The sequence below is a fragment of the Symploca atlantica LB2515 genome, assembly GCF_052546295.1.
On sequence record NZ_JBQWMT010000001.1, the window covers coordinates 5,541,644 to 5,555,223 of the forward strand.

Genomic DNA, 13,580 nt, shown 5'->3' on the forward strand with positions numbered 1-13,580 from the left:
CACTGTTGAATTACTCTACATTAGAAGAGCAGGGTATAAAAGGTTCTGGGAATATTTCCAGAGTTGTTTAAGAAAAATATACCCTTAGGCGTTCAGTTATGGCTCAAGCTTCTGGCTCTGCAGATGTTCCCGATATGGGGCGTCGTCAATTTATGAACCTCTTGGCGTTTGGTACCGTAACCGGCACATTTGTAGGAGCACTCTACCCAATCGTCAAATACTTTGTGCCACCTTCTTCTGGTGGTAAAGGTGGCGGTGTTATTGCCAAAGACGCTTTGGGTAATGACATTGTCGTTAGCGAGTTTCTCGAAAATCATCTTCCAGGCGATCGCACTTTGGCTCAAGGTCTCAAAGGAGACCCCACCTACGTTGTGGTTACTGAGGATAAAGCATTAGAAGATTACGGTCTAAACGCTGTCTGCACCCATTTGGGATGCGTTGTTCCCTGGAATGCCAGCGCGAACAGATTCATTTGTCCTTGTCATGGCTCTCAGTATGACAATACAGGCAAGGTAGTACGTGGACCTGCACCTCTATCTTTGGGGTTGGTTCATGCCACGGTGACTGAAACTGACAAGCTTGCCTTTACGCCTTGGACAGAAACAGACTTCCGCACCGGCGAAGAGCCTTGGTGGTCTTAATTACCGAGGTACTGGGGATAAAGAAATTAGGGTAGAAAGGGATTTTTTGTGTCGAAAATTAAAAATTAAATGCAGATGAGCTTCTTAAATAAGTCTTTAGTTTTTAATTTGGCATCTGTAATTTCCCTATTCCCTAATCTCCATCCCCCAATCCCTAATCCCCTATCTCTAATTTCCTGTTTGAGTTTTTTTGCATATCTAATGAGAACACCTTCTTTATCGGTGATTAGCCACAGCAGCAAGCGGATAATTACGAAAACCCTTGTGCTGGCATTGGCAACCGTTGCATTTTTCTTTGCCAGTGATCTGGCAGTTCCCCAGTCAGCTGCCGCCTACCCCTTCTGGGCACAACAAACAGCCCCAGAGACCCCTCGCGAACCTACCGGACGGATTGTTTGTGCTAACTGCCACTTAGCCTCTAAACCGGCAGAAGTAGAAGTTCCCCAATCAGTACCACCGGACACGGTATTTAAGGCTATAGTCAAAATCCCCTACGATTTGAGCTCACAACAGGTCTTAGGTGATGGTTCCAAGGGTGGTCTAAATGTAGGTGCAGTATTGATGTTGCCTGAAGGCTTCAAGATTGCTCCTCCCGACAGGATATCCGAGGAATTGCAAGAAGAAGTCGGGGGAGTTTATTTCCAACCCTACAGCGAAGACCAGGAAAATGTTCTCTTAGTTGGCCCACTACCGGGCGAAGAATACCAAGAAGTTGTTTTTCCAGTTCTCTCTCCTAACCCGAAAACTGAAAAAGGAATCTACTTCGGTAAGTATCCTGTTCATCTAGGTGCTAATCGCGGGCGCGGTCAGGTATATCCTGCAGGCAACAAGAGCAATAACACCGTATACAACGCTTCTAAGGCTGGTACAATCGCCAAAATTACTGAAGCAGAAAACGTTGGCTACGAAGTTAGCATCGATACACCATCTGGAGCAACAGTTGTTGATACTATTCCACCAGGACCTGAGTTAATCGTCTCAGAAGGTCAGCAGGTGGAGGCAGGTCAAGCTTTGACAAATGACCCCAACATGGGTGGATTTGGTCAGAAAGACGTAGAAATCGTCCTGCAAGACCCGGCTAGGATTAAATGGTTGATGCTCTTCATTGGTGCGATTATGCTTTCTCAGCTCATGCTGGTACTCAAGAAGAAGCAAGTTGAGAAGGTGCAAGCTGCGGAAATGAACTTCTAAGTTCTGCTCAAAGCACTAATAAATTACAAAAGGGACAGGCATTAGCCTGTCCCTTTTTGCTCGAAATTTTGCACAATCAAAAACTAGGAGGTGATTGGCACTAGTTACATCCGTAGTTATTTTTTTCAGATAATATAACGATTCTGTCCTAATTGTGTAACCTAAATAACCACTAGGTATGGTGCTTATCCGTTGATTATCGTATATGATCGGGATGTCCTATGGAGTGCAAATTTTAACTAAAAAGCTAAGTTCTTAAAAAGTAGGTAAGTGGGTTATTCATGGTGATTGTGGACACCATAATAATTCATGTTTCCTAGTTTCTAAACATACCAGTCAATCATAGCTCACACCCAGCTCTCAGCCATAGTTTCTGAGAAGCTCGTCTAATGATCTAATTCTTTTTTATTCAAGGAAGAGTAAGTATTCACTTTTTCGTCCTGATCCCAAATCAGAAAACGTGAAAGTGTAAGTGTTGCTAATCGTTTGGAGGAGCAAATGCCGAAAAAAGTGGCGCTGTTGATTGGGGTTACTAAATGTGGAGATCACCTCTCTCCTATATCAGAAGCTGCTAATAATGTGGCAGCAATGCAGCAAGTTTTGCAAGATCCGAATTCAGGTGGTTTTAATGAAGTAGATTCCCTGATCAATCCTAATCTGGAAGCCATGCAAAAGGCAATTCAGATAGTACTTGCCAAATGTGGCGTCAATGACTTGGCAGTGTTGTTTTTCTCTGGTCAAGTAATTGTTGATCAAGATGGTCACCTTTACCTAACAACGAGTATCACCACTAAAGATAACTTTCAAAAAACTGCCTTGCCAGCTAGTTTTTTGCAACAGCAATTGAACAACAGCAGTGCTGAGCGCCAAGTATTAATCCTTGAGTGTTGCTATACCAACGCCTTGGTTGAGGATTTACAGATCCGAAATATTGGAGCAAATATCAGTAATGATTTAGGGTCTAAAGGACGGGCTGTTCTTACTGCTTCCAGTACCACACAAACTCAGGTTGAACAGCAAGGGGGCGAGCTTTCACCTTATACTCAGTATCTAATTGAAGGGATCGAAACTGGTGCCGCAGATCGAGACGGGGCTGGTTTAATTTACGTTCGCGAATTGCACAATTACGCAAAAGAAAAAGTCCAGAATGTCAAACCTCAACTAGAGCCGAATATTTTTCTGGATCGAACAGAATTTGATATTCTACTGACGATTCTTCTGAACCAAGAAACTCAAGAAGATCAGGAGGCAGAGTATCAAAAAATTGAAGCAAAGTACCGCAAAATCGTTGAACAATACGATGTTGACGGCGAAATTCCTGAAATTGTTAGATTTACTTTAAATAAAAAAAATAGAGAGTTTGGAGTAACGGTTGACAAAAATCAACCTGATAGCCTTATTTCTGATTGCGATATAGACTACACCAAGTTACGAGATTTACTGAAAACAGGCAAATGGAAAGAAGCTGATCAAGAGACCCTAGCAGTCATGCTCAAAGCCGTCAACCGAGAACAGGAAAACTTTTTGGATAGTGAAGCAATCAAAAATTTTCCCTGCACAGATTTACATACTATCGATCAGCTTTGGGTAAAGTATAGTGGTGGGCAATTTGGCTTCAGTGTGCAGAAATCAGTATGGTTGAGCGTTGGAGGCGAACTTGCTGAGGACAATAATGAAATTTACGAAGCTCAGTTAGCAGGAAGTCTGAGTACCTTAAATAGTAATGCTAGCCCAGAGGACATGGTGTCCCAACTACATTTTCGTCAAACTCGGCTTTACGAAAAATTTGGTCTGCGTGTGGGATGGCGAGACCGCAATGGAGTAAAGTTGCTCAGAGGATGGACAAGTTATGATGACCTCACTTTTTCGTTAATTTGGGCTCCTGTAGGTCATCTCCCAACTCTGGCTAGTAGTCGGCAAACGGGTTTTGAAGAAGTGAACTACTGGTTACTCAAGAGCGATTTTTTCTCCCGCATGGATGCTTGTTGGTTGTAATATTTAGTCGTTTCGGTGAATTGTCTGGATTCAATATAATTTAACTGTCCCCAAAGGGGTATTGTTTTTGGCAAACTAATACCAGACAGAAACATCCAATTTCTGGACACCGAAACTTCATATTTAACTTTTAGTAATTATCAGATAAATTAACAATTTTTCGGTAGTCCTGCATAGTAATGGTAAGCCGGTAGGCCAGGAACCTCAATCTTTGAAGACAACTCAATAAACTGCGCCAAATGCCAATCAGCTCAAATTATCAAATACGGGCATACCCATTAGGGCAAACCACGGTTCCGTTGCCAAGACTGTGGACGACAGTTTGTTGAGAATGCAACCTGACAACCTATCGATCAGGCAAGTCGTTAATTGATTGATAAGTTGTTGCTTGAACACCTCGCCCTAGTAGGAATTGCGCGAGTAATGGGGGTCTCTGAACCTTGGTTGCAGATGTAGATCAATCAGAAGCTCTACCAAACTCTAAAGACCATTGATGCCGATAGTCGTGAAATTGTTGGGGTATTCGTGGGCGATCAAGCTTTGGTAATCGTTGTTCTTGACCATTATTATTCAGCACTACTAAAATACCCAAGAACTTCAGACATCCTTTAAAGATGACCGATAAAAGCCCAAGGGATATAGTTTTTCAAAGACCATTGGCAGATCTGCTCAAATCCCTTTAAAGTTAGCAACCAATGTGAGGAAGGAGCAGTATTATTGTCTAAGCGCTGTCTAAGCGCCGTATTTACGAAGTCTTCCCGCATGGGCAAGCGCCAACCCCAGCAAGTGAATTCCTGGTCGCGTCCCCAGCATACCTTGCCCACAGGCATATTCATCGAAATTTGCCACTTGATCTACTCTGGCAAACTTAGCATGCATCATCAGAGGCACTGGGTGCCAGCTATGCTGTCCCATAATCGCTGGTGTGGAGTGGTCGGCAGTGACGACCAAAACGTCTGGTTCTAGCGCTCTTATCTGTGGCAAAAGCTGATCGACTGCTTCAATGAGTTTCACTTTGGCATCGAAATCAGCATCCTCGCCCGTTGTAAGTTTGCACATAAGTTGAAATTTTTCCCACGGACTGACAGCACTTTCAGCCCTCTGATTTGCACATAAGATGAAAAATTTTGACCCAATAGATGAAAATTTCCTACCCTTATGACGCATTAGATGAAATTTTCGACCCTCAGGCGCTGGATTCCAGCCCTTAACCGGAACTTGGTTAAGGCTTTGAGAGCCGTGGAGGAGAACTAGAGAAGTACTAGAGCCGGCTAACAGAGAATGACAATCATTCCAGAGGTGGGAAGTTCTCCCTTTAGGGAGAACTTCCGTCAGTGAGGTTTGGGGTCGAAAGCTCCAAATGAGAGAGTAGGTATTGTTCCGGCTCTCTATACATCTAAAATCTAGAAGCAGTCAGAGAAGTATCTCATCCGAAAGAAAAGGGTTTCTTTATACATATCGATTCGACTTTCAGCAAAAAGTTTAGCTAAGGTTAGTCCTTCCAGTTCCGACCTAGATGCTAATTTTTCGGTTAGACGAGTTTTTCGAGTTAACGAGATACAAATTGAGTAATACCGAAATTTTTTATAGAAAGATATCTGGATATTTTTAATGGCAACCTTTCTCAAAAATCTTTCAAAATAATCGGCGAAGACCTCTTGGATAAATTCCCAAGACTCTTGAGCGAACCAAATAAACACTGATTCAAAAAAAATCATAACATCTCTGAACCGCCAACCATAAACATATCTGTTAGAAGCACCATATCCAAGAAAAACCTCGTGCCTATCCATTAATTGACAGAAGTTATCCTACCAATTTTTCAATAAAGCAAAAACTCGCTCAAACTCACTTACCGATTTCAAGTCAAATGCTAAACTGGCTTCTTTGGGCGGAAACACTTGGTATCTAATTCCCGGAAGGCGACAAAATCTTAACAGAGAAACTAAAAGATTCACTAGACTCCCCAAATTTAATTGAGTCACAGGATTATCTGAAGATACTCTTAAGTGATTCTCAGAAGGCAAACCCCCTAGATGACACAGCTTATAGATAAGACTGGATAAGGTGATGTGTTCGTTTTCCACGGCTGGCGGCTGGAAAGAGCGCCAGTCAAATTGACAGGAGCATATAGCTATTTTAGGTCTAGACCAGGGAATCGGCTCTTGACACTGGGGACATCTATCAATCAGTAAACAATGATGAAGAGGACAGGCACTAACAACTGATAACTCCCAAAAGAAACGATAATAAGGTTTTTCCTGCAAACAAATCGGACACAGTTGAATCTGCTGGCGATTTAAAGCATCAGTTGGAACAATATTGCCAAAAACCTTAACTTGCTTCACAGCTTTAGGGTAAATCAAGGTATTGGCAGGAAATGCCATCGACCAAAGAATATCTGCCTCGACATCAGAAATATTGCTCAGCCTAGATAAATCATCTTTCTCACGATTGAAGACATTGCCATATATTCCTCTTGCTCTTAAACCGGACATTTGAAAAATCCACTTAGGAGACGAGTAGTAGTTGGTCTCAGTAAGTCGGATGATATAACCCCCCAGACTTTCATCGGGATAGGGTCGAGGTCTCCTCAACAGTCTTCTACTCTTCACGATGATGCTTACTGCTCTCTTACTCTATTTATGCAAAACATCAGATACCTTTTTAGTTTTCTTCTTCGGTTTGATTCTGGAGTTAGTAGTTCAACCTGAGCTGGCTTGAAAAAAGTCAGATTCTCTTGACTATCCTCCATAAATTCATCAGTTAAAAAAGGATTGTGCTTAGTTGGCTTATCGGCTTTGACATACTTGTCAAAAGCAATTGCTAAAACATTTAAGTCCAGTTTTTCTTTGCCTTGTTTGAGTGCTAGATGTCCCATACCGAACCAGCTTCATGACGTAGGCGACAATTCCATCCGAGGCATAGTAAAAACGGAGTGCCATTTCCTCACTAGCCAAATCCGACGGCTTCAATAAGGGAAGTTGAGACTCGACTGCGTGGAGAAACGTGCGAAATTCTTTCCCAGCATCCACCGACCACTCAAAAGGACTAAGATTATGCCGATTCGCAAACCTCCGGCTCAATTGCGGGTTGAACTGAAAAACGGTTTCCGCCTCCGGCAGTCCAATTAAAACCATTGGCACTTTTGTATCTAATATCAAGTCCTTCAACCAGTCAGATACCGTTTTGAGGACTTTGGCTGAATCTCGGTCAATAAAATGTTGGAATTCATCTAAGAAAACAAGGGATACCCCACAATCTTTCATCAATCCAATCAGTCGAATTGTCTGATTGCTGATAGCGCCCCGCTCATAGGCTGGGTCTCCCAGTTCCCAAAGCAGCTTACTGACGACGCTTTTGACGGTAGCCGGGGAAGGAATCGTGACCGACAGGATGGGAACTACAGTCCCTTCTGGAGTTTCTTTTCTGGGATAATCTTTTTCATAGCTCTTGATGAGCGTAGTTTTCCCGGCTCCCGTCGCACCCTTTAAAAATAAGCATTCCGGTTCATCTTTCAAGTCCGAAAAATGACGACAATCATCGATGGCACTTAGAATTTCCTTGAACCGGGGATAGACGACGTAGATGTTATTGACAATGTAGAGCCGCTCTTTAAAGGTCATAGTTTGTAACGACTTTTTATCTATCTGCATCAGGTTCGACCTCACTGGGGTAAGTTGGTAACCCGATGCTGACATCCCATCCCGATAAATCTGGCTGCCAATTATCGGTTGAAGTATCATGGTTTTCGGGTTGAGCTGGCGAGTTGACTTTCTGACCACCCGCCTTGGTGGATGACCGACGACGGGACTTGGGTTGAGATGTCTGTGGTAGTTCTGGTGATGGCAGAGATTCTTGGGCAGGGTTGGGATTATGGGTACTGCCCAAGTCAGAGAGTCCTGATCTCGAATGAGGTTGACTGCTGCTGTCGTTCGATTCTTGGCTTTGACTACACTCACCAGAACCAGACCGTCCAATCCCCAACCACCTCGCCATTGCAGTCCGAGTTCGACCTTTCTTTGATGAATTCCATTCCCGCTCGACAATTCGTTGAATCTTTTCTTTGGCTAAGGACAAAGCCACAATGTCCACTGTTTCAGCTTCTTGGCGTGCCAGTTGTTTAACGACTTGGTGCTGCCAGAGGGTCAACCCTTTAGTGTATTAGACATCTCCGAAAACTCCCAATGCCCGTCTGGTACTGGCTTTTCCAGGATTAAACGAGACCTGCCAACCCAGTCAGTTTTAACGTCAAAATCAGGCTTTTAGGTAGTTGCTGTTAAATTCTGTTCTGTAAATAGCCACCCCATTAACTCATTTAACACCTTTACTACCTGAACTTTAACAGGATAGAATTAAAGCCTTAATTCGGAGTCTGACTAATCCGCAAATAGCCAGGATTACTGGCTTGTAATTAAGACAATTCAAACGGAATCTCTCGCGGGCTACGTTAAATATTTTGATAAGACGAATAACGTGTTCTACAAAAATTCGCTGTTGAGAAAACTCTCTATTCTGTTGTTTTTGTTCATCAGTTAACTGTCCACCTTTAGGTTTTTTGCATGGAGTTGTCACCTGTGCCTCTCCTTGATAGGCTTTGTCTCCACCAAATTTTTGCTTAGGGGCAAATTGTCGAAAGCGTTCTCTCAACAAATTTATGTCGCTTTTAGGTCCCTGGTACTCCGGGGAGAATATCTACGATATCCTTTCCATCTGGCAAGACAATAAATTGATTTTTCATGGTATGAGTTTTCTTCTTCCCTGAGTAGAACTGTTTTGGCTCTAGGTAGCCTCCAGGTCTCTCTCTAACTTGTTCTGAAGTATCTACTATTAGCTGGAGTTCACTTAAAAGTTCCTGTAACCATTCATAATCTCCCTCGCACTTTTTTACTTGTTCTATCAATGTTGGTGGGAGAGCTTCACTGATGATTGGTAGCCAATAGTGGAAGATATCATTCGCCGTAGTTTCGCTGACTCCAAACTGGATACCTAGCAACTGAAATGTTGGGGAATGTCGTAAGTATATTAAAGTCAAGAGAATTTGCTCTTTTTGAGATAACTTAGGTTTTTTTTCGCCCCCTTTTTTATTGACTCGAAGCTTCTTTATCTCAATTTCCTCCTGCTTCTGTTTATGCAGCAACTCGGTTTTAGCTATCAGTTGTCGAAATTGCTCTTGGTCGATGCCAAGCAAGCGCTTAATCTCCTTGGGGTTATTTTCGATGGCTTCTAAAATTGCACCCATAACACTCCGTACGAGCGATTGACTTTTTGCATTTGTCGCTATTATCCCACGCTCTGTTTATATTCCGGAGATATCTATTCAACACAAAGCGCAGGCACCTCTAAAAATTGATGAGTTGTGGGGTCTAAGACATAGATGCAAGATAAATCAGTGGGGTCATACTTAACCGTTGCTTTCTCAGTACTTTGATGATTTGACCGCAGCCGAGCCAGTTCGCTGCTGTTGTAGAGCAGACCTTCAAACTCCACTCCTCTTCTGGTAACTTTTCGGGTGGTGATGCTGCCCACTAAAACTTTCAGTTCTTGATTAGACGGAGGTAAAGCTGGCGTCCATTCAGTAATCGCTAATTCCCACACTTTAGAGCGAGGAGATTTCAGTTCGGGATGGGAACTCTGGTTATGGATATCGACAATAAAAATATGGAGAATTTCTTGTAGAGCTTTAAACGAAATTACCGCATTCTTTTTGGGGTCGTAATCAGACGGTTGCAGAAAATTAGAGAAGGTTTTTCCAGGACATCGGAAAGCAACTGACTATTTAAAGCTCCGAAATACCGTTCTATAGCACTCTTGTACCAAGGCATTTTAGGGGGAGAGTATTGGATGACGATTCCAAGCTGAAGGCAGGCATCTTCAAAGTGAGTGCTGTAAAACTCTTTGCCGTTGTCAACGACAATCACTTCCGGCAGACCGTAGGTGTCCCAGGTATTTTCTACGCTCTTGAATTGGGAGTGAAGATAATTTTTAGGGCGAATAGCGTGCAGTAGGCATTGCATCACCGATAAATAAGAAGGCGGCTCAAAACTGGCGTAATAACCCAGTACTACTCCTGAATACTTATCGATGGCGCTGGTCAGCCAAGGAGTACCAATCGGCATCCGGGTTTGGGTATCCACAACAAACAGTGGTAATTTGGTATGGTCAATTTCCACCCTTTCTAATGGGCGGAGTGGATGCGACCTTTTTGAACTGGGTCATACATCTGGCTGGTTATTCTTTTACCATAGCGACCCACGGCTTTGACGTAAGGGTCTAGTTGGCGAATAGCACGATAGATAGCTGCAATGTTGGGGATTTCTAAGGAGTCTTGCCCGATAGCTTCTCGCAGCCGATTAGACTGATTAATTTCGATAATTACCCGTTCATAAACATCAGCACCGGAGGCTTGAGAGGGTTTGAGATACACTTGTTCAATTGCCTTGGAGATAATTTTCCGGACTTCTGGGTTGAGTCGGGGTTGACGATTGCCTTTGGATACATATTTGGGTACTAAAGAGCGAATATCTTGCCCCGATGCTTCGTAATCCTTTAGCCACCTCCAGAGTGTCAGCCATGAGGGAGGTTGGCTATCTTCGATTTCAAGAGCCACCTGGTTGATAATGGGTTTTAAGTTTGACTCAGTTCGCTTCAAGATGTTGTTGGAGAGAACCCGTTCTATATACCTGTATTTTCTTTTCGATTCTTCTCTTAATTCTGAGGGGAGCTGAGTAAAATCTGCGCTAATATATCCTTTTAGGGAATGGCTTTGTTTTCCTCTTGTAGCTTCAACTTCAATAAACTCAAGCTCCCCTTGAACTAGCAACTGAGTTAACGCTGTGGCTTTGAGGCTGGATAGATGATTGGTGAGTACGTCTTGAAGAAGAACTTCTCCTGTTGTTAAACATTGCTCAATCACGTATTCACGACCTTGCCAGGTTAGATGTAGTCCTTTTCTTAAAGAAATTCGGGTCATTGGATTTTCAATCTCTCCCAGGTGGGTGTCTCTTTTGAGAGTTGAATTAGACTTTCTGCGTTAATGGGTTGCATCAAGTCAGTCACCAGAAAACCACACCAAAGCAATCGCAACAGTAAAGAACGATTAATTCCTCTCTCTTTCAAGTCTCGCTCTGCATCGAGTAGACGAATCGGTTCGGTGGAGTGAAAATATTGCAGGCAATCGAGATAGTTGGACAGCGATAGGGGCGCTCTGGCATATTTGTAGAGCAGCTTGATATTGTTGAGTCTTGGTTGCGCTCGAATCATTGGCTCGGTGACAACAACGAACTCCTGGTTGTTAGCTGTGCAAATTGGAGCGATTTTGCGGAAGAGATTGAGATTTTTCTCGGTATCAGCTCGGTTAGACGGTTTAACTTCTACAACTTGTGTTTTTTGGGGTCTAGTGACCACAAAGTCAGGTGTATATCTTCTTGGCTTCCCTTTGTCGGTATAGGAAATCGTAAAGGGCTGTTCGCCATAGGACAGGACTTCTGGGTCGATTTCGAGCAGGTAGATGTAGTCGCGTTCTAGCTGCGATTCCCACCAGATAACCGCGTTCATCTTTAAGCTGGGAAACTTGCCGATAACCTTGCGGTTGCCTGCATTGGTGATTTTTCTGGCTCTGACTGCTCCCGATGGCACTTCACTTCTCGCCGTTATCTGAGGTTAATCCCCTTAGACTAGCGGTTGTGGGAGTTTTTTCAGCTTATGTGCAAATAAATTTCATCTTATGTGCCAAATTTTCACGTTATGCGTAACGATTTTCAACTTATGTGCAAACCGACACCGTGCTGTCAGACTTCTTAATATGCAAAAAGTAAAAGTTGTACTGTTCGCCATAGCGCTCTTGCAGAACTTGGAAACGTTCTTTCATACCACCAGGCGGCGGTACTACATCCATACCAATTAGAGCCTCTTGCAAAAGTAGCGGCAGCTAACTAATTTGAGTTCAAACGAAGTTCGTAATTATAGATGCCTGCAATTAAATTAAAGCGTAAACCAAACCTTTTTCTTCTGTTGCGATATCGCTCGGATAAAATTCTAAATATTTTGAGGCGACGGTAAACATGTTCAATCACTATCCTCTCTGAAGCTAATTTATGATTCTCTTTTTTTTGTTCTTTTGATAGTTTGCTCTTCTTGGGTTTTTTATGGGGTATCCGACTTTGTTTGTGGATTTTCGCTATTCCCTGATATCCTCGATCTCCGAGACACTGTATCTCTGTCTTTAGATTGGTTTTACTCCGTTTAAACAACTTAAAGTCGTGTTCTTTACCCTTGCCGCATGCAATACAGATAATCTCTTTGCTGTTTTTTCAACGATAAGTTGAGATTTTAAAGTGTGCTTTTTTTCTTGCCACTGTAGAACTTTTTCTGTTTTTTTGAGGACGCTCTAGGGGAGTTTCAGTTACATCAATAACTGCTATCTCTATTGGGTTTCCCGATTTCAATAGTTGTTTCTTTCCCGGAATCCTTAATTCTTTTGACTTGATTAAAATATTTTCTATTTTACGAATTATTCGATATACTGTTGATTCGTTAAGTCCCCAATGTTGACCGATATGAAAGTAAGTTCTGTACTCTCGTAAGTATTCGAGCGTCATCAATACTTGATTTTCTGGACTTAATTTGGACGGTCTTCCGGTTTTTATCTTCTGTTTTTCATTTGTTTCCACTAACTCAACCATCTTAGCAAACGTCTCTTTTCTAACTCCACAAAGGCGTTTGAACTCTTGGGGTTTTAGGTCTTTCACCTTTTCATAGGTCATTATTTTCCCTCATACTGACCTATTTATCTCTTTTTTACTGGACTTTTGCAAGAGGTCTATTCTCTATTAGATGTTTTGTTTAATTGCTAAAAAATATTTACCAAAATAACCATCACAAAACCCAACAGTAGACAAATAATTGCCCTTATTTTCAATAAACGGACAAACTTACCCAGCCTTTCAGTAATTATCCTCAACGGTACTAACGCTCAAAGAGCGATACCTAAGAGATAAATTGTAGGTAGGCAGCATTTGGGATTAGGAGTATCCCAAGTTGGACAAAACATCGCCAGTGGAAGCATCTTACTTCCTGAAGTTATGGTTAGTTTCTGAAATCCCAAATGCTAGATAGACTAAGTAAGTTTGACAAATTTGAGGAATTAGCTGCAAAAAAGCATTGAAATCCTGTAATTTTTCTTGAGAGCCAACCTCAGATTACTGATAGTGATAGTTATCACTCATCTGCTACCAAGCATCTGCTACCAAAGGTAGATCTCAAGTAAGCTAGTCTTCTTTAAATTACTGAGTCTTTATACTTCACCCCTAGCTTTTTGTTCCTGCAAAGAATCTTCTTCATCACCGAACCTTTGGCGAAAATTCTGTTCAATGGTTTCAGGTATATTTTCCCCCAGTTTTCTAATATTCTTCAATCCTGTGTCACCAATTTTCTCGCCACCAAAATCCTCGGCTCTCTTTTGAATCTCGTTGACGGTGGTGCTGTCTACTTGTTCACGGGAATCTTCTGGTGTAATTAACCTATTGTGCCCTGCTAGGTCGTTAGCTAATGCAGGGAAAGAAAATACAGATACTGCTATTAGTGCGAGAAAAAAGCTGAAAATTTGGCGCAAGTGGTAATTTAGCGAACTTAATATTGCTCTATTCATTTGAGTCTTTATCTTGTTTCAAAATGCTTGTAGACTCCTTACATGTTTCTAAAAAATGCTCTGACAGACATCTGTCTTCAGTAAGGTTCGATGGCAGTTAATCA

Annotated in this window: 15 protein-coding genes and 2 pseudogenes; 4 read left to right on the top strand and 13 right to left on the bottom strand. The window is 42.3% G+C overall.

Translation table 11 applies throughout. From position 1 onward, the window contains the following. The first annotated feature begins 98 nt into the window (after window positions 1–98). From petC to ACT7WV_RS23035, 4 genes and pseudogenes are all read left to right on the top strand, one after another. On the top strand, window positions 99–641 hold the full coding sequence (gene petC, locus ACT7WV_RS23020) for a cytochrome b6-f complex iron-sulfur subunit (protein ID WP_445105115.1): 543 nt from the start codon (window positions 99–101) through the stop codon (window positions 639–641). A gap of 201 nt (window positions 642–842) precedes the next feature. Further along, entirely contained in the window at window positions 843–1,832 is a 990-nt protein-coding gene (gene petA, locus ACT7WV_RS23025; RefSeq protein ID WP_445105116.1) for a cytochrome f, read from the top strand. Between the two features lie 498 nt (window positions 1,833–2,330). Then, the gene (locus ACT7WV_RS23030; protein WP_445105117.1) at window positions 2,331–3,827 is read left to right on the top strand and encodes a GUN4 domain-containing protein; all 1,497 of its coding nucleotides are present in this window, start codon (window positions 2,331–2,333) and stop codon (window positions 3,825–3,827) included. Window positions 3,828–4,109: 282 nt separating this feature from the next. Next, a pseudogene (locus ACT7WV_RS23035) lies at window positions 4,110–4,169 on the top strand (IS1/IS1595 family N-terminal zinc-binding domain-containing protein); the annotation flags it as partial. 390 nt (window positions 4,170–4,559) lie between these two features. On the opposite strand, the gene ACT7WV_RS23040 reads toward ACT7WV_RS23035, so the two are convergent. The 13 genes and pseudogenes from ACT7WV_RS23040 to ACT7WV_RS23100 form a co-directional block, all read right to left on the bottom strand. After that, window positions 4,560–4,886 carry an alkaline phosphatase family protein gene (locus tag ACT7WV_RS23040; RefSeq protein ID WP_445105118.1) on the bottom strand — a complete coding sequence of 109 codons (327 nt, stop codon included), beginning with the start codon at window positions 4,884–4,886 and terminating at the stop codon, window positions 4,560–4,562. 752 nt (window positions 4,887–5,638) lie between these two features. Continuing rightward, entirely contained in the window at window positions 5,639–6,442 is an 804-nt protein-coding gene (locus ACT7WV_RS23045; protein WP_445103877.1) for a TniQ family protein, read from the bottom strand. A 198-nt stretch (window positions 6,443–6,640) separates the two neighbouring features. Next, window positions 6,641–7,453, bottom strand: a complete 813-nt coding sequence (locus ACT7WV_RS23050; protein WP_445105119.1) for a TniB family NTP-binding protein — start codon at window positions 7,451–7,453, stop codon at window positions 6,641–6,643. A gap of 16 nt (window positions 7,454–7,469) precedes the next feature. Beyond that, the gene (locus tag ACT7WV_RS23055) at window positions 7,470–7,979 is read right to left on the bottom strand and encodes a hypothetical protein (protein ID WP_445105120.1); all 510 of its coding nucleotides are present in this window, start codon (window positions 7,977–7,979) and stop codon (window positions 7,470–7,472) included. Between the two features lie 189 nt (window positions 7,980–8,168). Next, complete coding sequence (locus ACT7WV_RS23060) at window positions 8,169–8,477, bottom strand: transposase family protein (protein ID WP_445103881.1); 309 nt, start codon at window positions 8,475–8,477, stop codon at window positions 8,169–8,171. 16 nt (window positions 8,478–8,493) lie between these two features. Continuing rightward, window positions 8,494–9,069 carry a helix-turn-helix domain-containing protein gene (locus ACT7WV_RS23065; RefSeq protein ID WP_445105121.1) on the bottom strand — a complete coding sequence of 192 codons (576 nt, stop codon included), beginning with the start codon at window positions 9,067–9,069 and terminating at the stop codon, window positions 8,494–8,496. 74 nt (window positions 9,070–9,143) lie between these two features. Next, entirely contained in the window at window positions 9,144–9,425 is a 282-nt protein-coding gene (locus ACT7WV_RS23070) for a Mu transposase C-terminal domain-containing protein (protein ID WP_445101777.1), read from the bottom strand. A gap of 95 nt (window positions 9,426–9,520) precedes the next feature. After that, complete coding sequence (locus ACT7WV_RS23075) at window positions 9,521–10,000, bottom strand: hypothetical protein (protein ID WP_445101776.1); 480 nt, start codon at window positions 9,998–10,000, stop codon at window positions 9,521–9,523. 5 nt (window positions 10,001–10,005) lie between these two features. Beyond that, the gene (locus tag ACT7WV_RS23080; RefSeq protein ID WP_445101775.1) at window positions 10,006–10,800 is read right to left on the bottom strand and encodes a hypothetical protein; all 795 of its coding nucleotides are present in this window, start codon (window positions 10,798–10,800) and stop codon (window positions 10,006–10,008) included. After that, window positions 10,797–11,465: a TnsA endonuclease N-terminal domain-containing protein gene (locus ACT7WV_RS23085; RefSeq protein WP_445105122.1), complete on the bottom strand. Its 669-nt coding sequence runs from the start codon at window positions 11,463–11,465 to the stop codon at window positions 10,797–10,799. Before ACT7WV_RS23085 ends, ACT7WV_RS23080 begins: the two co-directional genes overlap by 4 nt. A gap of 127 nt (window positions 11,466–11,592) precedes the next feature. Next, window positions 11,593–11,724 carry a hypothetical protein gene (locus tag ACT7WV_RS23090; RefSeq protein WP_445105123.1) on the bottom strand — a complete coding sequence of 44 codons (132 nt, stop codon included), beginning with the start codon at window positions 11,722–11,724 and terminating at the stop codon, window positions 11,593–11,595. A 37-nt stretch (window positions 11,725–11,761) separates the two neighbouring features. Continuing rightward, window positions 11,762–12,592 (bottom strand): annotated as a pseudogene (locus ACT7WV_RS23095) (IS5 family transposase). 530 nt (window positions 12,593–13,122) lie between these two features. Further along, window positions 13,123–13,476 (bottom strand): hypothetical protein, encoded by a 354-nt coding sequence (locus ACT7WV_RS23100; RefSeq protein ID WP_445105124.1) that lies wholly within the window; start codon window positions 13,474–13,476, stop codon window positions 13,123–13,125. Window positions 13,477–13,580: the final 104 nt, after the last annotated feature.